This window comes from Flavobacterium ustbae (genome assembly GCF_003946915.1).
GTDB classification, from domain to species: domain Bacteria; phylum Bacteroidota; class Bacteroidia; order Flavobacteriales; family Flavobacteriaceae; genus Flavobacterium; species Flavobacterium ustbae.
The window spans coordinates 57235-80768 of record NZ_RPOC01000008.1; the positions used below are offsets into that span (position 1 = coordinate 57235).

General features: G+C 34.6%; 17 protein-coding genes. 9 read left to right on the forward strand and 8 right to left on the reverse strand.

The annotated features are described in order from the left end of the window. The first annotated feature begins 105 nt into the window (after positions 1 to 105). Positions 106 to 1452, forward strand: a complete 1347-nt coding sequence (locus tag EG814_RS11840; RefSeq protein ID WP_125722159.1) for a deoxyguanosinetriphosphate triphosphohydrolase — start codon at positions 106 to 108, stop codon at positions 1450 to 1452. A 63-nt stretch (positions 1453 to 1515) separates the two neighbouring features. On the opposite strand, the gene EG814_RS11845 is transcribed toward EG814_RS11840, so the two are convergent. The 4 genes from EG814_RS11845 to EG814_RS11860 are packed head-to-tail and all read right to left on the reverse strand — an operon-like array spanning position 1516 to position 5897. Then, complete coding sequence (locus EG814_RS11845; protein ID WP_125722161.1) at positions 1516 to 2517, reverse strand: DUF3078 domain-containing protein; 1002 nt, start codon at positions 2515 to 2517, stop codon at positions 1516 to 1518. Positions 2518 to 2549: 32 nt separating this feature from the next. Continuing rightward, complete coding sequence (locus EG814_RS11850) at positions 2550 to 4337, reverse strand: 1-deoxy-D-xylulose-5-phosphate synthase (protein ID WP_125722163.1); 1788 nt, start codon at positions 4335 to 4337, stop codon at positions 2550 to 2552. 52 nt (positions 4338 to 4389) lie between these two features. Beyond that, entirely contained in the window at positions 4390 to 4977 is a 588-nt protein-coding gene (locus EG814_RS11855) for a hypothetical protein (protein ID WP_235830968.1), read from the reverse strand. 53 nt (positions 4978 to 5030) lie between these two features. After that, complete coding sequence (locus EG814_RS11860) at positions 5031 to 5897, reverse strand: energy transducer TonB (protein ID WP_125722165.1); 867 nt, start codon at positions 5895 to 5897, stop codon at positions 5031 to 5033. Between the two features lie 61 nt (positions 5898 to 5958). On the opposite strand from EG814_RS11860, the gene EG814_RS11865 reads away from it, so the two are divergent. The 3 genes from EG814_RS11865 to pbpC all read left to right on the forward strand — a co-directional run bounded on the left by EG814_RS11865 (position 5959) and on the right by pbpC (position 14930). Next, positions 5959 to 6402 (forward strand): nucleoside deaminase, encoded by a 444-nt coding sequence (locus EG814_RS11865; protein WP_125722166.1) that lies wholly within the window; start codon positions 5959 to 5961, stop codon positions 6400 to 6402. Between the two features lie 160 nt (positions 6403 to 6562). Beyond that, the gene (locus EG814_RS11870) at positions 6563 to 12253 is read left to right on the forward strand and encodes an alpha-2-macroglobulin family protein (protein ID WP_125722167.1); all 5691 of its coding nucleotides are present in this window, start codon (positions 6563 to 6565) and stop codon (positions 12251 to 12253) included. Positions 12254 to 12554: 301 nt separating this feature from the next. Continuing rightward, positions 12555 to 14930 (forward strand): penicillin-binding protein 1C, encoded by a 2376-nt coding sequence (pbpC, locus tag EG814_RS11875; protein WP_125722168.1) that lies wholly within the window; start codon positions 12555 to 12557, stop codon positions 14928 to 14930. Positions 14931 to 15113: 183 nt separating this feature from the next. On the opposite strand, the gene EG814_RS11880 is transcribed toward pbpC, so the two are convergent. Both EG814_RS11880 and EG814_RS11885 read right to left on the reverse strand, forming a co-directional pair. Then, positions 15114 to 16658 carry an Rne/Rng family ribonuclease gene (locus EG814_RS11880; protein WP_125722169.1) on the reverse strand — a complete coding sequence of 515 codons (1545 nt, stop codon included), beginning with the start codon at positions 16656 to 16658 and terminating at the stop codon, positions 15114 to 15116. Between the two features lie 384 nt (positions 16659 to 17042). After that, a complete protein-coding gene (locus tag EG814_RS11885) occupies positions 17043 to 17333 on the reverse strand; it encodes an HU family DNA-binding protein (RefSeq protein WP_007805026.1) in 291 nt (96 codons plus the stop codon). Between the two features lie 140 nt (positions 17334 to 17473). On the opposite strand from EG814_RS11885, the gene mutY reads away from it, so the two are divergent. The 5 genes from mutY to EG814_RS21375 all read left to right on the forward strand — a co-directional run bounded on the left by mutY (position 17474) and on the right by EG814_RS21375 (position 21278). Further along, positions 17474 to 18520 carry an A/G-specific adenine glycosylase gene (gene mutY, locus EG814_RS11890; RefSeq protein WP_125722170.1) on the forward strand — a complete coding sequence of 349 codons (1047 nt, stop codon included), beginning with the start codon at positions 17474 to 17476 and terminating at the stop codon, positions 18518 to 18520. A gap of 35 nt (positions 18521 to 18555) precedes the next feature. Further along, positions 18556 to 18993, forward strand: a complete 438-nt coding sequence (locus tag EG814_RS11895; protein ID WP_095928033.1) for a single-stranded DNA-binding protein — start codon at positions 18556 to 18558, stop codon at positions 18991 to 18993. Positions 18994 to 19019: 26 nt separating this feature from the next. Next, complete coding sequence (locus EG814_RS11900) at positions 19020 to 20315, forward strand: gliding motility-associated protein GldE (protein ID WP_125722171.1); 1296 nt, start codon at positions 19020 to 19022, stop codon at positions 20313 to 20315. Position 20316: 1 nt separating this feature from the next. Then, positions 20317 to 20877 (forward strand): gliding motility lipoprotein GldD, encoded by a 561-nt coding sequence (gldD, locus tag EG814_RS11905; RefSeq protein WP_125722172.1) that lies wholly within the window; start codon positions 20317 to 20319, stop codon positions 20875 to 20877. 341 nt (positions 20878 to 21218) lie between these two features. Further along, positions 21219 to 21278: a hypothetical protein gene (locus tag EG814_RS21375; protein ID WP_449404211.1), complete on the forward strand. Its 60-nt coding sequence runs from the start codon at positions 21219 to 21221 to the stop codon at positions 21276 to 21278. Between the two features lie 67 nt (positions 21279 to 21345). On the opposite strand, the gene EG814_RS11920 is transcribed toward EG814_RS21375, so the two are convergent. Both EG814_RS11920 and EG814_RS11925 read right to left on the reverse strand, forming a co-directional pair. Further along, on the reverse strand, positions 21346 to 21774 hold the full coding sequence (locus EG814_RS11920) for an RDD family protein (RefSeq protein WP_125722173.1): 429 nt from the start codon (positions 21772 to 21774) through the stop codon (positions 21346 to 21348). A 19-nt stretch (positions 21775 to 21793) separates the two neighbouring features. Beyond that, complete coding sequence (locus tag EG814_RS11925) at positions 21794 to 23500, reverse strand: RHS repeat domain-containing protein (RefSeq protein ID WP_125722174.1); 1707 nt, start codon at positions 23498 to 23500, stop codon at positions 21794 to 21796. Between the last annotated feature and the right edge of the window lie 34 nt (positions 23501 to 23534).

Sequence of the window (23534 nt, forward strand, 5' to 3'; positions counted from 1 at the left end):
ATCTTTAAATAGTATATTTTGTTTGAAAGGAATCCCAAATAAAACGTATTTTTGATGTTTAGATTAGTAATCTAAAATCTAATATCAGAAATCTAAAATATAAAAATGAACTGGGAACAACTTTTATCTTTAAAACGTCAGGGCGATACAAGCAAAAGATTACGTGTAGAACAAGACGACACACGTTTAGGATTTGAAGTCGATTATGACCGAATTATATTCTCTGCCGCTTTTAGAAGTTTACAAGATAAAACACAAGTTATTCCGCTTTCTAAAACAGACTTCGTACATACGCGTTTAACGCATAGTTTGGAAGTTTCAGTTGTCGGACGTTCGCTTGGGCGTTTGGTTGGGAAAAAGATTATCGAGAAATATCCTTACCTGAAAGAAGTTCACGGATATCACATGAATGATTTTGGAGCGATTGTCGCAGCAGCTTCATTGGCACACGACATCGGAAACCCGCCTTTTGGGCATTCTGGTGAAAAAGCAATTGGAGAATATTTTTCTATCGGAAATGGTCAAAAATATAAAAATCAGCTGACAGATAAACAATGGCAGGATTTAATTGATTTTGAAGGAAATGCAAACGGTTTTTCGGTATTAACAGCAAGTCGTCCCGGAATTGAAGGCGGACTTCGTATTTCGTATGCAACTTTGGGCGCTTTTATGAAATATCCGAAAGAAAGTCTTCCGAAAAAACCAACCCATAATATTGCCGATAAGAAATATGGTTTCTTTCAAACCGATAAATTATTCTTTGAAGAAGTAGCCAAAGATATGGGGATGATTGCCAATAAATCTGGAGATGATATTGGTTTTGAAAGACATCCTTTAGCCTATTTGGTAGAAGCCGCAGATGATATTTGCTACACTATAATTGATTTTGAAGACGGAATCAATCTAGGTTTGGTTTCTGAAGATTTTGCTTTAGAATATTTGATTAATCTCGTAAAGGACAATATCGGAGTTTCAAAATATAAATCATTAACCACAAAAGAAGATCGAATCTCTTATTTAAGAGCTTTAGCAATTGGAACTTTAATTAATGATGCGGTAAATGTTTTTGTTGAAAATGAAGAAGCGATTCTTGCCGGAAACTTTCCGCATGCTTTAACAGATAAAAGCAAATACAAAGCGCAGATGAATGATATTATCAAACTTAGTGTTGAAAAAATATATCAAAGCCGAGAAGTGATCGAAAAAGAAATTGTAGGTTACCAGATTATTCAAACACTGCTGGATAAATTCATAACAGCATACAACAATAAATATGAAGGAACGGCCTCAAACTACGATAAATTGATTTTGAAAATGCTGCCAGAAAAACATCATTTAGACAAAACCAATCTGTACGAGCGTTTATTGCATATCTGTCATTATGTTTCACTTTTAACAGACGGAAATGCGCTTGAGTTGTATGAAATGATTCAGGGACAAAAAAAGCGTTAAAAAGAAAAAGCTTCTTTCAGAAATATTCTAAAAGAAGCTTTTTTTATAGCGGTATTTTATCTTTTATTTAAAAGCATAAACCAGACCAACACCAAGAACTTGTCTTAATTGCATTTTTGGTCCTTCGGTAACCTGGCTTTTTGCGCCAGTTGTTGGATCAATTACCTCCTTTTTGTTTTTAATATCGTCATCATAAATTAAGTGAACTCCAATATTTGCTTTAACATAGGCATTTACAACCAAGTCCAATCGGGTGTCGTAATCAATATCTACATTTCCGAATCGGTTTAAATAGTCTGTGTATAAGGTAAGTCTGTTTTCATAAAAAACGTTTTTATAGATTTCATTTTTCATGTAAGCAGTTAAAAGTATACCAAATTCGGCTTTTACTTTTTGACCTTCTTCAATTAAAATTTGCTGTGTTGGGTCTAAAGGATCGGCTATATAAACGGCTTTTTTAACACCAAAAGAACCTTGATTCGCCAAATTTTGATCTAATACTAAAGTAGTTTTTAATGTAATTGGAGAGAAATAAAAGGTTCTATTTTTCTCTTTATTCGAATTCTCAGCTCCAGCTCCTAAAAAGACATACGCTGGCGCAAAAGGTCTAGAGATTGGAGTATCACGGTTTGGATAATTATAACCGTTTGTAAATTGTGTGTTGAAATTAAACTTTGCCGAATAATACCAGTTTGAAGCGGTATCTTTTCTAAAACCATAAGTTGAGTTGAATTGAATCGCATCGTCAGTTTTTCTCGTTTCAATATCCTCCTGCTTGTTTAGACCATACTTCATAATAAGTTCGTTAAACCATTTATGATTTCCTTTTAAATATGTTCTAGAAAATTCACCTTTAAATAAACCTGAAATAGAGCTTGTTCCCCCTGCACTCCAGTTAACAAAAGCAATTTGTGAAAGGTCAAAGCCAAGCTGGTTTTTAGCTGACCAATTAGAAGGCGGTTTGGGTGCTTGATTTGGGCTTAAAGTGGTTTGTATAATCTGGGCAAAGTTATTAGAAGTACACAAAAGCAATAACAGCAAAAGGGTAGAACGCAATAAATTCATTTTGGTAATTTTTTTTTGGTGTCGCAAAATAATTATTTTGAACCGTTAGAAAAAAGATTTATTAAACTTTTAACGTCAATTTTACACAATTGTTGCAGTTGATTTACTGTTCCGTGTTCTATAAACTCGTCTGGAACACCCAAAATTTCAATAGAATTTTTAAAATTATTTGATGCTGCAAACTCTAAAATAGCACTTCCAAAACCACCATTTTTAACCCCGTCTTCGATTGTAATTATGTTTTGGAAAGTCTTAAATATGGTGTTTAATGTGCTGATGTCTAATGGTTTAATGAAGCTGAAGTTATAGTGCGCAATCTCATCAGAATTGGTTGATTCTTTTAAGGCTTCTATAACATTATTTCCAATTGTTCCGGTCGACAGTACAGCAACTTTCGTACCATCTTTTAGGCATTTTGCGAGGCCTAAATTTATTTTTTCGTAATGTCCGAAATTTTCTACTTCCCAATTTGGTATAACTCCGCGGCCTCTTGGATATCGAATTGCAATAGGATGATCTATTCCTAATTGAACGGTATACAAAATGTTTTGCAATTCAATTTCGTTTAACGGAGCATAGATAATCATATTCGGAATCGAGCGCAGATAAGCGATATCAAAAACACCATGATGCGTTGCGCCGTCTTCGCCGACCAAACCCGCGCGGTCAAGGCAAAAAATGACAGGTAGATTTTGTAAAGCGACGTCATGAATAACTTGATCGTAGGCACGCTGTAAAAATGTCGAATAAATATTGCAATAGACAATCATTCCCTGAGTGGCCATTCCTGCAGCCAAAGTCACGGCATGCTGTTCGGCAATTCCCACATCAAAAGCGCGATCTGGCAATTCGTCCATCATAAATTTTAAAGAACTTCCAGATGGCATTGCCGGAGTGATTCCGATTATTTTTTCATTCTTTTTGGCTAAATCCAAAATGGTCAAGCCAAAAACATCCTGATATTTTGGAGGAAGATTTTCTTCCGATTTTAAGAGAATTTCTCCAGTCGAAGCATCAAATTTTCCTGGAGCATGATATTTTACCTGATTTTCTTCGGCCTGTTGCAATCCTTTACCTTTTGTAGTTACAATATGAAGGAATTTCGGACCTTTTATTTTTTTTAGACGATTTAATTCTTTGATTAATTTTGGAAGATCATGACCGTCAATTGGACCTGAATAATCAAAATTTAAAGATTTAATCATATTATTTTGCCTCGGATTCTTTCCACTTTTAACCGCTGTTAGATATTGTTTCAAAGCTCCAACACTCGGATCAATTCCGATTGCATTATCATTTAAAATAACTAAAATATTGGCATCGGTAACTCCAGCGTGGTTCAAGCCTTCAAAAGCCATTCCGCTTGCAATCGAAGCGTCGCCAATAATTGCGATATGTTCTTTCTCAAAATCGCCTTTTAATTTAGAAGCAATTGCCATTCCCAATGTTGCAGAAATTGAAGTAGAAGAGTGCCCAACGCCAAAAGTATCATAAACACTTTCGCCTCTCTTCGGGAAACCAGATACTCCACCAATCTGTCTGTTAGTATGGAAAATTTCTTTTCTTTCTGTCAGGATTTTGTGTCCATAAGCCTGATGTCCAACATCCCAAACCAATAAATCATTTGGAGTATTAAAAACATAATGCAAAGCAATCGTAAGCTCTACAACGCCTAAACTAGCTCCTAAATGACCTTCTTTTACAGAAACCACATCAATAATAAACTGACGCAATTCGTGAGCAACCTGAATAAGCTGTTCTTCTTTTAAAAGACGTAAATCAGCAGGATTATATATATTGGAAAGTAGATCGCTTTTCATTGTAAAGGTAAAAAGCAAATTTACGGTTTTAAATTTAATTTCTTGTTCCGTCTTATTTCAATAAAATAGGCACAGAATATTGCATCCTAGTTTTTTTGCCGTTCGATTCGCCGGGTTGCCATTTAGGACACAAACTTAAAACCCTGATAATTTCTTTTTCCAAAGGCTCTTCAACCGCTGGAGAACATTCAAGAAAGGAAACAGAACCATTTTTTTCTACCGCAAAGGCTAGAGTGAAATTGAGTTTCCAATAACTTACGCCTTCTGGTTTTTTGTATTCTTTCATAAAAAAAGTATGAAACTGGTCAATGCCTCCAGGAAATTCTGCATTGGTATTAGAAAGAGGTTTTATAGTTGGTGAAGAATCTTCTTTTTTTGGTTTCTCAGATTTTGAAATTTTGTTTGCATCAATTTCTTTAGATGCGATTGGCGTTGTTTGTTTTAATTCAATTTGCACCGCTTTTGGTAAATCTCTCTGAGTTTGCTCTAATTTTTTCTTGCTTATTGTAATTGTATCTTTAGCAGCTGATTTTGTTGTTGATGAATCAAATTCTTTTACAATTTCGATATCTTCTTTTCTGTCATCCTTTTTGTTGCAGCCAGATAAAATTAATCCTATCAAGAATGCTGTAAAAAACATTTTGATACAGTTTTCAAGGCAAGTTTTTTGCATGGTTATTTTGCCTCGTTCTTTCATGATTCAATTGCTATTGGCAAGCTATATTTGGTTCTTGTTTTTTTTCCATTTTGTTCACCAGGTATCCATTTAGGAGATAGGTTTAAAACGCGTATTATTTCTGCTTTAATCTTGGAATCAACTTCTCTTGGAAATTGAAATGAAGACAGCGATCCATCCCTTTCTATGACAAAACTTACTACAATCCTGCTTTGTGGATTTTCTGCATCTTCAGGAAATTGAAATTCAGTAATGAAGAATTGATAAAAATTATTAATTCCACCTTCAAAATAAGGACTTGTTTCAATTGATTCTCCTGAATAATAGACGGTATGTTCTTCAAAAACAGAATCTTTTTCAATTTCTTTCTGATTTTCGTCATAAGTGATTTCCGAGCAATGTGTTGGGACTGGTTTTACAAATTTTACACGATTAACTTTTGAAGTTTTAGTCCGAATAGAATCATCTAAATTGCTTGATACTTTAGAATTGAAAGATTTTGTTGTTGTCGCAGTGTCTTTTATAATTTCAACCTTATCTATTTTTCTCTTACTACCGTCTTTATCTGCACAACTAAATAAAGTAGTTCCCATTGTAATAAATAGAGCAAGTAAAAATATTTTGTGATAATTGGTTTGAGAGTATAAAATACGATTCGGAACTCGAATAGTAAGAATATCTATTTGAGATTCTTTAAATCGTCCGCAAATCTTCTCATTTCTATGCTGATCAAAATAATGTTTAATTTCTTCTGGAAGCATAGAACTAAAATCAACAACCGTTTTGGAACAGCTCAAACAAAAACGGCCATTTTCGTTTGGCGTCATTTTATCCCAGTCCTCATTGCAAGGTTTTGGTATTATTATTTTAGGTTTTGTTTCCATACTCGAATTTCAAAGTTTAAATGTAATAAAAATTAAAGTGTAAAGTTTTACTTTTGCAACTATGGAAAATCCTTTTACAGACGAATATTTTATGAAGAAAGCTTTGCAGGAAGCCGAAGAAGCCTACTTAAAAGGCGAAATTCCTGTAGGAGCCGTTATTGTTGTGGCCGATAAAGTCATTGCAAGAAGCCATAATTTGACTGAATTGTTAAATGATGTTACCGCTCACGCTGAAATGCAGTCTATTACGGCAGCGGCCAATTTTCTAGGCGGAAAATATTTAAAAGATTGTACGCTTTATGTTACTTTAGAACCTTGCCAAATGTGTGCAGGTGCTTTGTATTGGAGTCAGATCTCCAAAATTGTTTTTGGTGCCCGCGACGAACAGCGCGGATTTCTGAATATGGGAACAAAACTGCACCCTAAAACCACAGTAGTTTCTGGTGTTATGGCAAACGAAGCGGCCGATTTAATGAAACGTTTTTTTCTGGAAAGACGTAAATAAATTTCAATAAACACCTTTCTATTGCACTATAATGAATTTTAAGTATTTGAGAAACTTCAACAAAAGTTAAATAATCATTATTAGAGAATTTTCTTCTTAAAGAACTCAAAAAAAACTTTACTTTTATCGTAATTTATTAACCGATTAACTGTAGATAAAAGTGAAAGTAAAAGGACTATCTCTCGTATTTTTTGTGTTTTTTATTTTTCAATCCTGTGGGCGTAAATCAGCTGCAGATTTCAATTCCGATTTTTCATTATTTAAAGATTACATTACCAGTTTTACAGGCGGTATCGTTTCGGCAGATTCTGATATACGCGTGGTTTTGGCATTCGATAAAAATGATTGGAAACCTAATCAGGAATTAGACGACGATTTGTTTGATATTTCGCCAAGTGTAAGCGGAAAAGTTATTGCGCTTTCGACAAATACTTTAGCTTTTATTCCGGAGAAAAAACTTAAAATGGGTACAGAATATCAAGTTACTTTAAACTTAGATAAACTTACTGCCATTCCGAAAGAGAAAGAAAAGGAGCTTTCTAAATTCAATTTTACAGTTAAAACCGTTAAACAGGATTTTACTATCAATACGGGAGATATTCAATCGTATAGTAAAGAATATCAGTATTTAAACTGCACTTTGAAAGTAGCAGATAATATTGATTTGGAAACGGCAATTAAGCTGGTTAAAGCCAAACATAACGGAAACGATCTTAAGATTAAGTTTGATAAAAATGTGTCTTCAGGAAAAGAATTTCATTTTATAATTGATAGTATTCAGCGTCAGTCTGAAGCTTCAAATTTAGAAATTATCTATGATGGAAATGATTTTGATATCGACCAAAAAGGCCAGATTGATTTTCCAATTACAAGTATCAACGAATTTAAAGTCATAAAAGTTGAAGTTCCAGACGGAAACAATCAGCAAGTTTTAATTAATTTCTCTGAACCTTTAGAAAAAGGACAGGATTTTGCCGGATTGGTTTCTATTCAAAATACTAATAATCTTAAATTTTCTACACAAGGAAATTTACTGAAAGTATATTTTACAAACCCAAATGCTCCTAAAAAAGAAGAATCTGTACCTGTTGTTGTCGAAGAAGAACCTGCTGCCGTCGCAGTAGATTCCGCGGCAGTAGTAGTCGACTCAGCTGCAGTTACTGTGGATTCAGTCGCCGTAGTTGTAGAAGAAGCTGTGGAATATGTTCCTGATGAAGAACCAGAACAAGTGGTGACAGGCGAATTATTATTGGAAGTTTTTCAAGGAATTGAAAGCCAATACGGTAAAAAGCTGGAAAATAATTACAGTGAAAAAATCTCTTTCGATCAGATTAAGCCCAACATTCGCTTCGTTAAAAACGGAACAATTCTGCCAAGTTCAAATAATTTAAAATTAAATTTTGAAGCCGTAAATCTGAGCGCTGTTGATGTAAAAGTGTATAAAATTTATAAAAACAATATTCTTCAGTTTTTGCAGTATAATGAATTAAATGGCGGACAAAACCTCAAAAAAGTCGCGCAGCCAATTGCAAAAACAACGCTCAATTTAAGAGAAAGCACGCTCGTAAATCTCACAAAATGGAATACGTATGCTTTAGATTTATCTAAAATTATAAAGCCAGAACCAGGAGCAATTTACAGAGTTGAATTTGTTTATAAAAAGAAATATTCGCTGTATAAATGTGAAACTTCTGAAGGAAATGATGACGAAACAGAGGAGGAAGAAGTGGATGAAAACGATGTAAACTACAGCGGAAACTCTTACGATGATTACTATTATTATGACGATTACGATTGGAGAGAAAGTCAAGATCCTTGTACGGGATCTTACTTCTACAATGCGAGAATTGCGACCAATATTTTAGCTTCAGATTTAGGAGTTATTGCCAAAAGAGGAGAAAACAAATCGTATTTGTTTGCCGTAAACAACATTGTTACAACCGAGCCGGTTTCTAACGCAAGAGTTGATCTGTACAATTACCAACAGCAGAAAATAGCGACAGAAGCCACAAGCAGTGAAGGTATTGCGTCTTTTCAGTTGGATAAATTTGCTTATTTCGCCATCGTAACTTTAGGCGATCAGTCGACTTATGTGAAGTTGGACGACGGACTTTCATTATCGGTAAGTAATTTTGATGTTGCGGGAGAGACTTTACAGAAAGGTTTAAAAGGATTTATTTACGGAGAAAGAGGCGTTTGGCGTCCTGGAGATAATCTGTATTTATCCTTTATTTTGAATGATGCTGCGAACAAACTGCCGAAATCGCATCCAATCAAATTTAGATTAAACGATCCGAATGGGAAAACAGTTTATCAAACCGTTCAGAAAACAAATGATTTAAATCATTATGCTTTTACAGTTCCAACAAACCAAGATGCGCCAACAGGAAACTGGGAAGCAATGGTAAGCGTTGGAGGTGCGAAATTTTATAAGAGTATCAAGATTGAAACGATTAAACCAAATCGTTTAAAAATCAAAAATACGTTTAGCAGAAAAACACTTTCGGCATCGTACCCAAATACAGATAATCTGGAAGTGACTTGGCTTCATGGAGCAATTGCTAAGAATTTGAATGTAGAAATGCAGGCTAAATTCTCTCAGCAAACCACGACTTTTAAAGGTTTTGAAAAATATACTTTTGATGATATTGTGCGCCAGTTTAGTACAGAAGAAATTAATGTTTTCTCAGGAAAATTAAACGAAAGCGGAAAAGCATCTGTAAACATTCAGCCTCGACTGCAAGGTCAAGCGCCAGGAATGTTGCGCGCTTCATTTATCACAAAAGTATATGAAGAAGGTGGTGATTTTAGTACCGATGTAATGTCAACGACTTATTCGCCATACAAAACCTACGTTGGACTTAAAACGCCTGAACTGAATAAGTATAGTATGCTGGAAACGAGAACAAACAATCGTTTTGAAGTGGTAACGGTTGATGAAAACGGAAGACCAAAATCGGTTCGAAATCTCGAAGTGCGAGTTTACAAAGTAGACTGGCGTTGGTGGTGGGATTCTTCAAGCGATAATCTATCAAATTATAACTCATCAAACTCAACGACTTCATACAAAACTTTTGTAATCAATACCGATTTAAGTGGAAAAGGAAGTTTCCAATTTGCATTATCAGATGAAGAATGGGGACGTTATTTAATTCGTGTTGAAGATCAGCAGGATGGTCACGCAACCTCTTTAACCGTAAATATCGACTGGCCAATCTGGTCTGGAAAAACACGTAATAGAGATGCTTCGACAGCGAATATGTTAGTGTTTTCTACCGATAAGAAAAATTATGCTGTTGGAGAAAAAGCACAGATTTCTTTCCCTTCAAGTGAAGGCGGACGTGCTTTAATTTCTGTAGAAAACGGATCAAGAGTTGTACAAACTATTTGGGCAGAAACCAAAAAAGGAGAAACAAAAGTTGAAGTTCCGATTACGGGAGCAATGGCGCCAAATGTGTATTTCAATATTACGCTGTTGCAACCTCACGCGTCAACCAAAAACGATTCGCCGATTCGTATGTACGGAATTGTGCCAATTGAAGTGGTAGATAAAAATACGATTTTGACACCAACGCTTTCTATGCCTGATGTTTTAAGACCAGAACAAAACTTTACAGTAAAAGTGGGAGAAAAATCAGGAAAAGAAATGACGTATACAATCGCAGTTGTAGACGAAGGGCTTTTAGATTTAACTCGTTTTAAAACGCCAAACGCATGGGATAGTTTCTACGTTCGTGAAGCCTTAGGTGTAAAAACTTGGGATATTTATGATGATGTAATAGGAGCTTACGGCGGAAAAATAAATCAGATTTTCAGTATTGGTGGAGATCAGGATTTAGGTGGCGGAAAAGCTAAAAAAGCAAACCGATTTAAACCAGTGGTATTATATTATGGACCATTTAAATTAGGTAAAGGCGAAACAAAATCACATCAATTAAAACTTCCGAAATACATTGGTTCGGTTAGAACTATGGTTGTGGCGGGAGATGCCAATACAAGCGCTTACGGAAGCGTTGAAAAAGCAACTCAGGTTAAGAGTCCATTGATGGTTTTGGCTTCGTTACCAAGAAAAATTTCACCATCAGAAAAAGTAACTTTACCTGTAACGGTTTTTGCAACCGAAAACAAAATCAAAAATGTTTCGATTCAGGTAAAAACTAGTAACGGATTGAAAGTAATGGGAAGCGCAGTTCAGAGATTGAATTTTGCTCAGCCAGACGAAAAAATGGCGTATTTTAATTTGGTTGTCGGTTCGGCTACCGGAATAGCAAAAGTTCAGGTAATCGCAACGTCAGGAAGTGAGAAATCAGTTTATGATGTAGAGATTGACATGACAAATCCAAATCCCGTTACGAGTACTTTTACCGATGTTGTTTTGACACCAAACAGTTCAAAAACAATTTCATGGAAAACATTTGGAATTGCTGGAAGCAACAAAGCTAGATTGGAAGTTTCGTCAATGCCGTCGATGAACTTAAACGGAAGATTACAGTTTTTGATTCAGTATCCGCATGGATGTGTAGAACAGACAACTTCATCTGTTTTTCCACAATTGTATTTGGGTGATGTCGCAGATATTGATGCGAAACGCAAAGATCTGATTCAGAAAAACATTGCGGCTGGAATTGCAAGATTGGGTAATTTCCAATTATCAAATGGAGGAATGCCTTACTGGCAAGGAAATGCAATTGCAGACGATTGGGGAACTTCTTATGCTGGACATTTCTTAATTGAAGCAGAGAAAAAAGGATATGTCTTGCCAATTAATTTCAAATCAAAATGGCTGTCATATCAGCAAAAAGAAGCGAAACAATGGCGTTTTGAGCCTAAATACGGAAATGATTTAGCGCAAGCATATCGTTTATATACTTTAGCTTTAGCAGGAAATGCCGATTTATCAGCAATGAACAGATTAAGAGAAACAAAAGGTATTTCCAATGAAAGTATGCTTCGTTTAGCAGCGGCTTATGTTTTAGCAGGTCAAAAATCGGCTGGACAAAGTTTATTCTTGAAAACGAGTATCGACGGAAGTTCAGATGGCTACAGCTATTACTATTACGGTTCAAGCGAAAGAAATAGGGCAATGGCTTTGGAAACGATGTTGCTTTTAGCTCAAAAACAAAAAGCATTTGCAACAGCGACAAAATTGGCCAAAGAAATGTCGGCTAATCAATGGATGAGCACACAGACAACAGCATATTGCTTATATGCGATGTCAAAATTTGCAGTGAGTAATGGTCCGAAAGGAATTAATATCCAGTTTAGTAAAAACGGAAAAGGTGAAGTGATAAACACAGGTAAATCAGTTGCAGATCGCAGTTTGTCTGTTGCTTCTGGAACAAATAGCATTACGCTGAAAAATAATAAAGCCAATACGGTTTATGTTCGTGTTCTAAATACTGGAATTCTACCAATCGGACAAGAAAATGCGGTTCAAAGTGATGTTTCGGCTTCTATTGTTTTCAAAAACAGAAAAGGAAGTATAATCAATGTTTCGAAAATTAGTCAAGGAACTGAATTTGTTGCTGAGGTTACGATTAAAAACCAAAGAGGAGAAAGTGTTCAAAACGTAGCATTATCACAGATTCTGCCTTCTGGTTTTGAAATTGTAAATACCCGTTTCACCGATTATGGAGACGCTGTAAATAACATTGCTGATTATATTGATATCCGCGACGACAGAACGAATTTCTATTTCGGAATGAAAGCGAGAGAAACCAAAGTTTTCCGTATTTTGTTAAACGCATCATATTTAGGAAATTATTATCTGCCAGGATTACAATGTGAAGCGATGTATGATAATACATTCTTAGCCAGAACAAAAGGATTCTGGGTTGAGGTTGTGAAGTAATTTATATAGCCACAGATTTCACAGATTAGCAAGATTTTAAAAATCCTTTTAATCTTTATAATCTGTGGCTAAAAAAATGCAGCAAAAGGTTTCCCGCAGATTTTGCAGATCTAGCAGATAAAAAATCTGTGTAAATCTGTGAAATCTTGGATTTAGAAAACTTAGCAAACTTTGAGGCAAAATAAGTTTCCCGCAGATTTTGCAGATCAAGCAGATAAAAATAAAATCTGCCCCAATCTGCGAACTTTGCCTAAATCTTTGCTCCCGATAGCTATCGGGATTGCGGTTAAAATAACAAGTATTGAAAAATAAATTAAAAGCGTTCTTTCAGCGCATTATCAATTGGATAAAAAAAAATAAGATAAAATCAGCAATTGCATTTCTGCTCTTGCTGATTTACTATTTTTCGATACCTCGAACATTATTCAAAGAACCTTATTCAACCGTAATCGAAAGCAAAGAAGGAGAATTGCTTGGAGCCAAAATCGCCCGTGACGGACAATGGCGTTTTCCGGCGCAGGACAGTGTTCCCGATAAATTCAAAAAATGTATTGTTTATTTTGAAGACGAATATTTCTACAAACATCCCGGTTTTAATCCTGGCGCGATGATTAATGCTTTTAAACAAAATAGAAAAGCAGGAAAAGTAGTAAGAGGCGGAAGCACATTAACACAGCAAGTTATTAGGCTTTCGCGAAGGGGAAAAAACAGAACTTATTTTGAAAAACTAATAGAAATTATTCTGGCGACAAGATTAGAATTAGGTTATTCTAAAAATGAAATTCTCGAAATGTACGCAGCGCACGCTCCGTTTGGTGGAAATGTTGTTGGACTCGAAATGGCTTCTTGGCGCTATTTTGGAGTGCAATCCAGTCAGCTTTCGTGGGCAGAAAATGCAGTTTTAGCCGTTTTACCGAATGCCCCAAGTTTAATCTATCCCGGAAAAAATCAGATAAAACTATTAAATAAAAGAAACCAACTTTTATTAAAACTCCATCAGGAAGGTATAATCGACAAACAGACTTACGAACTTTCGATAGAAGAACCTTTGCCTCAAAAACCGTATGATTTGCCTCAAATCGCGCCACATTTGCTTCAAAGAGTCGCAGAAAGCGAAGAAGGAACGAGAGTAAAAACTTCAATTGATTATGCGCTGCAAAACAGAGTCAATCAGATTGCGAGATATTATTACAATCAATACAAACAGAATGAAGTTCACAATCTGGCGATTTTGGTTATTGATGTGCAGAGCAGAAATATAATGAGTTATGTTGGAAATGCTCCAGCCGACGCAGATCATCAAAAAGATGTAGACATTATTGACGCTCCTCGAAGTACAGGAAGTATCTTAAAACCGCTTTTATACGGTGCAATGCTTGATGATGGCGAATTGTTGCCTAATACTTTGATTGCCGATATTCCAACACAGATTTCGGGATATACACCGCAAAATTTCAATTTAACTTTTGACGGAGCAGTTCCGGCGCATCGGGCTTTATCGCGTTCACTAAATATTCCGGCGGTTTTGATGTTGCAGGATTTTAGCGTAAATAAATTTTACGAAGAATTGCAGAAATTCAAACTAAAAAACATTAATAAAACACCTGACCATTACGGTTTATCGCTCATTTTAGGAGGTGCAGAAAGTAATTTATGGGATTTATGCCGAACGTATGCCAATCTTTCGTCTACGCTAAATTACTACACAAAAAATCAGGGAAAATATAGAACAAATGAATTTACAGAACTGAATTATAAAAACGACTTTAAGTCCGATTTTGGCTCAGAAACCAATCAAAAAAATATACTGGGAGCAGGCTCAATCTGGCTGACTTACAACGCAATGGAAGAAGTCAACAGACCGGAAGGAGATGAAGCCTGGAAATTTTATGACAGTTCGCTTAAAATTGCCTGGAAAACAGGAACGAGTTTTGGAAATCGAGATGCCTGGGCAATTGGAACAAATTCAAGATATGTGGTCGGAATTTGGGTTGGAAATGCAACCGGAGAAGGACGCCCAACATTGACAGGAGTTACGAGTGCAGCGCCCATTTTATTTGATGTTTTTAATTTACTACCCAGACAAAGATGGTTTGATACTCCGTACTATGATTTAGCCGAAGTTGAGGTTTGCCGTTTAAGCGGTTATTTGGCAAAAGAAAATTGTCCGAAAATCAAACAGTGGGTTACTAAAAAAGGCAAATCTACCAAAGTCTGTCCGTATCATAAAACGATCCATTTAGATAAAACAGAACAGTTTCAGGTAAATAGCAGTTGTGAAAGTATCGATAATATAGTGACTAAAAACTGGTTTGTACTTCCTCCGGTTATGGCTTGGTATTACAAAAGCCAGCATATTGAATATTTGCCTTTGCCGCCATTTAAAGAAGGCTGTGAAGAAACGCAAACCAAAACAATGGATTTTATTTATCCAAAAGCAAATAGTAAAATCTATTTAACGAAAGATTTTAGTAGTAATGTTCAGCCCGTAATTTTGAAAGTCGCTTATTCTGAAAGAGATAAAGAACTATTTTGGTATGTTGATAATGTCTATAAAGCAACAACAAAAACCTTTCATGAATTACCAATTACGCCAACAACGGGAATACATTATATTACGGTTGTGGATGCTTCAGGTAATGAAATCAGGAGAAAAATTGAGATAGTTAAAGAATAAAATTAAAAGAAATTCCAATTTTTTAAATTCCAAATTCCAAAGATTAAGGTTTTCCGCCACGAATTCACGAATTAATTTTTAAAATAATTCGTGAATTGCTTCGCTTGTTCACTGTCGCTCGGGTCGTGGCGAAAAAAAAAGCCATAAAAAAACCGCCAGTCTTTCGAAAGGCGGTTTTTGATTTTATTCTGTAATAACATTTCCTTTATTATCGTAGAAATGATATTCTAAATACGTGTAAGCGTCACGAGGTATGATTTTCACCCATTTCTTATGTTCAAAAAACCATTTTGAACGTAATGATGGAAAACCTTTGCTGAGGTATGCAGCCACAAACGGATGTGTGTTAAGCACAACTTTATTGTGGGTTTTTAAAAGTCTTTCTAAATCAGAGGTGATTCTGTCAATTATTAATATTGGCGCTTCAATTTCACCATTAACTTTATTAGGATCTTCTTCTCTGGTTTTGATATTCACTTCTGGTCTTACTCGCTGTCTGGTAATCTGGACTAAACCAAATTTACTCGGCGGTAAAATTTTATGCTTTGCTTTATCGTCGCTCATTTCTTCTCGCAAGAAGTCGAACAAAACTTTCCTATTTTCTGGATTAGACATATCGATAAAATCAACTACGATTATTCCGCCCATATCACGCAGACGTAGTTGTCTGGCAATTTCTGCGGCGGCAATCATATTTACTTCCATGGCTGTATCTTCTTGGTTGGTCGCTTTATTAGAACGGTTTCCGCTGTTTACGTCTATAACGTGAAGAGCTTCGGTGTGTTCTATAATAAGATAAGCACCTTTACTCATGGAAACAGTTCGGCCAAATGAAGTTTTGATTTGTCTCTCTATATTGTATTTCTCAAAAATCGGAGTGTCATTTGATTGATAAAACTTAACAATCGATTGTTTTGAAGGTGCAATTTCTTGCAAATATTCCTTCGTTTGATGGTACAACTCTTCATCATCTATTTGGATACCACTAAAAGTATCGTTGAAAACATCTCTTAATATTGAAGAAGCTCTATTAAGCTCTCCTAATACTTTTGATGGATGATGAGCAGTTGGTAATTTTTTACACATTGCAGACCATCTGCCAAGCAGGTTCTGCAAATCTTTTTCTAATTCGGCTACGTTTTTGCCTTCTGCTACTGTACGAACAATAACACCAAATCCTTTAGGTTTGATCGATAGAACAAGTTTTTTTAGACGATCCTTTTCTTTTTTGTCCTCTATTTTTTGAGAAATAGAAACACGATCAGAAAAAGGAACTAGAACAATAAATCTTCCGGCAAGAGAAAGCTCAGCACTTATTCTTGGTCCTTTGGTTGATATCGGTTCTTTAACTACTTGAACTAAAACAGATTGATTGGCACTTAAAATATCAGTAATGATGCCATCTTTGTCAATCTCTTTTTCAAACTGAAAGGTTTTTAGGGAGAAATCTTTTAATTTACCTGCGCTTACAAGTTTTATGAATTTCAGTTGGGAAGCTAAGTTTGGACCCAAATCGTGATAATGTAAAAAGGCATCTTTTTCGAAACCCACATTTACAAAAGCAGCATTAAGTCCAGCAACTGGTTTTCTGATTTTAGCAATAAAAATATCACCAACCTGAAAGTTGCTTTTCTCTTCTTCCTTGTGTAATTCAATTAGTTTTCCATCTTTTAATAAGGCAAAATCTACGGCTTCAGAACTAGATCTAATGATTAATTCTTTATTCACACTGTAAATTTTTATCTGTTTTTTTCAGAAAATAGAGGAAAGAGAGAAGAGTATAGATAATAAAATCTAAAATCTTAAGTCTAAAATCTAAAATCTTATTCTACAGATGGATTAAACAATATTTTAAACAGGTATTATACCCGGCGAAAACTAGCTGGCAGTCTGCAGTTGTAAGTAATCAGTGGACTGAACACTAAAAACTGAGGACTGAATACTAATTTTCAATTTCAATGAACTTTTAAAAAGAAAAAAGTAGTTTAAAACTACTTTTTCTTTTTGTGGCGGTTAGCTCTCGCTCTTTTTTTACGTTTGTGAGTCGCTACCTTATGTCTCTTTCTTTTTTTACCACTTGGCATATCGTGTCAGATTTTATGTTAATTAATATTATTTTGCTTCGTTGTTAGTTTTAACTCCTTCTACAAAAACTTTTGCAGGTTTAAACGCAGGAATGTTGTGTGCTGGAATTTTAATAGTAGTGTTTTTAGAAATGTTTCTTCCAGTTTTTTCAGCTCTAGTTTTAACGATAAAACTACCGAAACCTCTTAGGTATACATTGTCTCCAGTCTCTAAAGAAGTTTTAACTTCTTCCATAAAAGTTTCTACTGTTGCTTGAACGTCTCCTTTTTCAAGACCTAGCTTCTCTGAAATCTTCGCTACGATATCTGCTTTCGTCATTTTCTTTCCTATTTTATTTTATAAATGGTGTACTATTTTTTTGAGTTTGCAAATATAGGAATTAAAAAAATAATTAATCAAGCTAAATCGTTAAATTTTAATTACATAAACATTTACTTTTGCAATCTAAGTATTTTCGAATGGATTTTTCTAACATATTGATAAAATGGTATTTACAAAACAAGCGTGATTTACCGTGGCGAAAAACGGTCGATCCGTACCAAATTTGGCTCTCAGAAATTATGCTTCAGCAAACGCGAGTTGCTCAAGGAATGCCATATTTTTTTTCATTTACGAAGGAATTTCCTACTGTAAAAGATTTGGCAGATGCCTCAGAAGAGAAAGTTTTGAAACTTTGGCAAGGTTTAGGGTATTATTCTCGAGCTAGAAATCTTCATAAAACGGCTCAATATATAAGTAATGACTTAAATGGCATTTTTCCTGATTCTTATAAAGAACTTTTAAAACTAAAAGGAGTAGGAGAATATACCGCCGCCGCAATTGCTTCTTTTTCTTATAATGAATCAGTTCCTGTTGTAGACGGAAACGTGTTTCGGGTTCTAGCTCGTTTTTTTGATATTGAATCGGATATTGCACTTCCAGCAACCAAGAAAGAATTTGCGGCTTTGGCAAACGAGTTAATGCCTATAGATAGTCCGGCTATTTTTAATCAGGCCATAATGGAGTTTGGTGCGCTGCAGTGTGTGCCTAAAAGTCCAAACTGTTCGGTTTGTGTTTTTAACGAAAGCTGTGCTGCATTGCAAAAAGGAAAAGTTAATGCGCTTCCTGTTAAGTCAAAAAAAGTAAAAGTCACCAATCGATTCTTTAATTATCTCATTTTAGAAGATGCTTTAGGAAATACATTAATCCAGAAAAGAACTCAAAAAGGAATCTGGCATAATCTATATGAGTTTCCGCTACTCGAAACTCTATCGATTATAGATTTTGATGCGGTTTCTAAAACGGTCAAGAACGAAATTTTTCCAGAATATACTATTATAAGTATAGAAGATTGCAACGAATCGACCATTAAACATAAGCTTTCGCATCAGCATTTGCATATACAATTTTGGAAAATTAAGATAAAAGAAGAAATTGAAAACGGAGTGGATTCTCAAAAATTAAAAACTTTTCCTTTTCCAATTGTCATATATAATTTTATAGAAAAGCAAGAAATAAATTGCTAAAAAAATGTATCTTTGGGAGAAATACCACCAAAACTATGAACGGAACATTAAATAAAGTGATGCTTATTGGCCATTTAGGCGATGATGTAAAGATGCATTATTTTGATGGAGGAAACTGCATCGGACGTTTTCAGCTGGCTACAAATGAAGTGTATATCAATAAAACGACCAATGAAAAGATTACTTCTACAGAATGGCATAATTTGGTTGTGCGTAATAAAGCAGCAGAGATTTGCGAAAAATATCTTTCTAAAGGAGATAAAATTTATGTCGAAGGAAGAATAAAATCTCGCCAGTGGCAGACAGAAGACGGAACTACAAAATATACAACAGAAATTCAGGTTACAGAGTTTACTTTCCTGACTACAAAAAAAGAAACTGCTTATACGAAACAAAACCAGGATACAGAGTCGGCAAAAAACACTAACTTTGATGCTCCTGAAGGACTTCCGATAAATGATCTGCCCTTCTAAGTGACGTTTAACTAATTTTATACAGTTTGGACCCGGAGCCCAGTTTACTTTTTTCTTCAAATTTTGACGCCAATTTAATTATTGGTTTCGTCGGAATTTTTATTTTGTTATTTCTTTCGGCCATTGTTTCTGGTGCTGAAGTAGCTCTTTTTTCTTTATCGCAGCAAGATATCGATGATTCTTTAAACGATAGTCCTGCAAAAGGAAAAATCATTTCAAATTTACTGGACAAGCCCAAAAAGCTTTTGGCAACTTTACTGGTTGCAAACAATTTTTTTAATATTGGCGTAGTAATCCTATTTGCTTACATGGGGCAGAATATTTTTGTCAATGTAAGTTCGCCAGCATTTAAATTCACTCTAGAAGTAATCGTAGTTACTTTTCTAATTCTATTATTTAGCGAAGTACTTCCAAAAGTTTATGCAAGCAGAAACAGTATTCGTTTTGCAAAGCGAGTTGCTTATCCGTTGGCTTTTCTGGATAAAGTGCTTTCACCTATAAGCTTGCCAATGCGCGCTCTTACCTTATATTTGCAACATAAATTAGGAAAAAAAAAGAATAATTTCTCTATTAATCAGCTTTCTCAAGCTTTGGAATTAACAGATTCTGAAGGAACTTCAACAGAAGAACAGAAGATTCTGGAAGGAATTGTTTCTTTTGGAAATACCGATACAAAGCAAGTAATGAGTCCGAGGATTGATATTTTTGCATTGGAAATATCCGAAACATTTGCAGAGATTTATCCTAAAATAATTGAAACAGGTTTTTCTAGAATTCCAGTTTATCGCGATAATATCGATCAGATTGAAGGAGTACTTTTCGTGAAAGATTTGCTTCCGCATATTGATAAAGAAGAATTTGACTGGACTTCCTTAATTAGAGAAGCTTTTTTTGTTCCTGAGAATAAAAAATTGGACAATCTTCTGAAGGATTTTCAGAGTTTAAAAAGCCATTTGGCGATTGTAGTTGATGAATATGGTGGTACATCAGGATTAGTTTCGTTAGAAGATGTTATCGAAGAGATAGTTGGGGATATTAGCGACGAGTTTGATGATGAAAATTTAAACTTCTCGCAGATTGATGAAAACAATTTTCTTTTTGAAGGAAAAATAAACCTCAAAGATTTCTACAGAATTGTAGATGTTGACGAAGATGTTTTTGAGTCTCACAAAGGAGAAGCAGAAACTTTGGCGGGATTTATTCTAGAGATTTTAGGAAATTTTCCAAAAAAAGATCAAAAAGTGCCTTTTGAAAACTGTATTTTCACCGTAGAAACAGTAGATAAAAAGCGTGTAAAACAAATAAAAGTTACAATAAATTAAAATGTTAAATAAAATACTTTCAATAACGGCAATTTTGCTTGCTCTAACGGTTATAAGCTGTAAAAATGATGTTTTGCCAAAACCAGCGAGTTACCTGCGATTGGATTATCAAGAAGCAAAATATGTGAACTTTGAAAACAATTGTCCGTTTGCTTTTCAGATGAACGAGGATGCCATTATTAAAGGAGAAAAAGAATGCGGTTTTGCAATCACGTACCCGAAGATGAAAGCGACCATTTATTTGACGTATAAGCCTGTAAATGGCAATATTGATAAGTTACTACGCGATGCTCAAAAACTAACTTACGAGCACGTTATTAAAGCCGATGATATTTTAGAACAGCCATATTTAAACCCACAAAAAAAGGTTTACGGAATGTTCTATCAAGTAGACGGAAATGCAGCAACAAATTCTCAGTTTTACGTTACCGACAGTACAAAACACTTTTTAATAGGTTCGATGTATTTTTACGCGAAACCAAACTTTGACTCGATTATGCCTGCTGCGAGTTATGTTAAAAATGATATGCAGAGGTTGATGGAAACGTTGAAGTGGAAATAAATTTTTATTAAGTTTCAAAGTAACAGAGACACAAAGTAATAAAGTTTTAAAAATACTCTTAAAAAAGGAGTTTCTTAATAGATATAAAACTAAAAAAGGTGTTCAAATTTGAAGACCTTTTTTAGTTATTGAATTTTCGAATTTAAGACTTAAAATTCGAAACCTTATATGTTTTTCCATCCCCAGTATCTTGAACTACTTTCGTTAAAGATTCTGGATTTTGGATTGTTTTATCAATTAGATGAAAATGCAGTTTGAAATTCTCAGTTACCGACAGTGCAAAACACTTTTTAATAGAGTCAAAATTTTGTTTTTAGGCAAAACAAAATTTTGACTCTATTATGCCCGCCACGAGTTATGTTAAGAATGATATGCAAAGGTTGATGAAGACATTGAAGTGAAAATGAATAAAAAAAGGAATCCAATTTGGATTCCTTTTAATTGATATTGAGCTTATTTAATTGGATTTTATTGCAAATTTGTTTGATCTGTTTTCTCAAGTATTACTATTCCAGAAATCAAATCACCTAGCTTTTGATTCTTTTTTGTGAAAACGATGAAAAGTATATAAATAAAAGGGCAAACTAATTCAATTATATCAAAAGTTCTTCGGATGATTAATTTGAAATATTTTTTGCGTTTTTTTATTACATTATGGTTTTCAAATTTTATTTCAAATTTAAACAAATATTTTCCAATCGTTTTATTGAATAAAATATCTTGAACAATAAATACGATATAAAATACTAAAAAAAATACACCTGTATGGGTATAAGTTTTACCATCTAAATTGCGATATTGTATAAGCGGCTCTAATGCTTTCATTATCAATGCAAAAAATAATAAATCAACCATTGCAGAAAGAGCTCTTTTTGTTAAATAATTTATTTTTTTCATTAATTAATTATATATGTATTTATCGGTCTGTATACCAGTTATTTGTGTTTGATCCAGAAGGGTTTTGAGGTAATATTGGTCTAAAAAAGGGACCCCATCCATCTCTTAAAAGATAATTTAAGTCTTGAAACCCTTTCTTAAGATCTTCTCCTAATTCTTTAAAGTTTATTCCTACCTCTACATCTACTATTCCAACTTTGAAACTACCACCAACATCATAGCTGTCAGATAATGAAAAATGTTCTCCAGCAATTTTTAAATTTCCAGGAACATATTGAAATGAAGGACCAAACCCTTTATTTCGTGTGTGCGTAAATACATTCATCCCATCGTCAGCTTTCAATTTCCACAATGAATGTGATTGTTTTATTGCTAGAAAATTTGACTTCTGATAGTATACAGGTAAACCCAAAAAAGTTTCCTCATCGTTGAAATTAAATTTAAAAACGTCTACTGATACATTAGTGCTATATTTACCTAAAGTCAAACCTCCTTTACCGGCAAAGAATTTCGTAGTAGTTTCTCCGTCACTATTTGTTCCCGCACTAATAAAATCTACACCAAGAGAAGCCTGTAAATATTTTGTAAGTTTAATTTTGTCTAATCCTACGCCAAAAGTCCAGCCCAGATCCCATTTAAACCACCTAGCAAAACCACCATCAAAATCAATCATTCCAATTGGATTATTTCCCATTCCCAAATAGGGGCTAGCAAATTGTCTAGCAGGATCTGGGCGTAGCCATCTTCCAATTCTACCATCCCAAAGACGAAGCTGGAAAGCTTCCATTCCTATTGCCTGATCAAGTTCTTGTCCTTGAAATGCATAACGTGAATTTGTTATCGACACGCTTCTGCCTGGTAATTGCTCTCCAAAAGGATAGTAATCAATAGATGATTGTGTAATATTACCGCTAGAAGGCTTACGTACTATAGCTCTAATATTTCCTAAATGGTCAGTAATCTCATAATTAAATACATTTGGTATCGTGCTGTTGCAATTCCCTAAACGACTCAAACCATAAATGTTGTTTTCTCTTGAAAGTAATGCCCCACTATTAGAAAAATTATAAATAGCTAGCGCTTTGCCAGAAAGATCTAATGCATAAAAAGTAGTTCTATCTAAGCCATATGGGTTAGCAGTTGAATAATTTTCCTTTTTTACTAACTGTCCTCTTTCATTGTATAAGAACTTTACAAGTGTGTGGTTATCTTTCTGTATTTCATTTACCAATCCTTGCGCGGTGTAAAGATACTTTAAGTTTTCGGAAATATTCTGTGTTAATTGGCCAATTTCATCATATCTGTAATTATCCTGATTTTGGTTGCCAAGATCAGCAGAATTGGTAGGAGAATTTGTAATATTGTCTTTAACATAATTTAATTGATTTTTCCCAGAGTAATAGCCGTAATTTAGATCGTCCTGTGTGCTACCTATAGCATTGGTGCGTTTCATGGATAAAATATTACCATTAGGGTCATAAGTAAGATCACCTTCTTTGTAACTGCCAGAAGGAGTTATTACGGCACTATTTGCGTCTGCGCTTCCATATGTGGCATTAGCTAGCCAATTATTACGATTATAATTATATAAATAAGCTTTTGGTTTGGCAGTCCCTCCAGAAAAGTCCTCATTAAAACCTTTATTGGTCCAACGGACAGCTTTGATATTTCCATTATAATCAGCACCAGCTGTTGGCGAAGAAGTTATATTTCTTCCTGTTCTCAAATAGTCACTTGGATAATAATCTAGTGTTAAACCA

What these genes read in the sequence shown, in the direction of transcription:
- EG814_RS11865 (WP_125722166.1), top strand. Translation starts at nt 5,959, where the DNA reads ATGGAAAATCCTTTTACAGACGAATATTTTATGAAGAAAGCTTTGCAG.
- EG814_RS11895 (WP_095928033.1), top strand. Translation starts at nt 18,556, where the DNA reads ATGAACGGAACATTAAATAAAGTGATGCTTATTGGCCATTTAGGCGAT.
- mutY (WP_125722170.1), top strand. Translation starts at nt 17,474, where the DNA reads ATGGATTTTTCTAACATATTGATAAAATGGTATTTACAAAACAAGCGT.
- EG814_RS11845 (WP_125722161.1), bottom strand. Translation starts at nt 2,517, where the DNA reads ATGAATTTATTGCGTTCTACCCTTTTGCTGTTATTGCTTTTGTGTACT.
- EG814_RS11850 (WP_125722163.1), bottom strand. Translation starts at nt 4,337, where the DNA reads ATGAAAAGCGATCTACTTTCCAATATATATAATCCTGCTGATTTACGT.
- EG814_RS11840 (WP_125722159.1), top strand. Translation starts at nt 106, where the DNA reads ATGAACTGGGAACAACTTTTATCTTTAAAACGTCAGGGCGATACAAGC.
- EG814_RS11920 (WP_125722173.1), bottom strand. Translation starts at nt 21,774, where the DNA reads ATGAAAAAAATAAATTATTTAACAAAAAGAGCTCTTTCTGCAATGGTT.
- EG814_RS11885 (WP_007805026.1), bottom strand. Translation starts at nt 17,333, where the DNA reads ATGACGAAAGCAGATATCGTAGCGAAGATTTCAGAGAAGCTAGGTCTT.
- EG814_RS11855 (WP_235830968.1), bottom strand. Translation starts at nt 4,977, where the DNA reads ATGTTTTTTACAGCATTCTTGATAGGATTAATTTTATCTGGCTGCAAC.
- gldD (WP_125722172.1), top strand. Translation starts at nt 20,317, where the DNA reads ATGTTAAATAAAATACTTTCAATAACGGCAATTTTGCTTGCTCTAACG.
- EG814_RS11860 (WP_125722165.1), bottom strand. Translation starts at nt 5,897, where the DNA reads ATGGAAACAAAACCTAAAATAATAATACCAAAACCTTGCAATGAGGAC.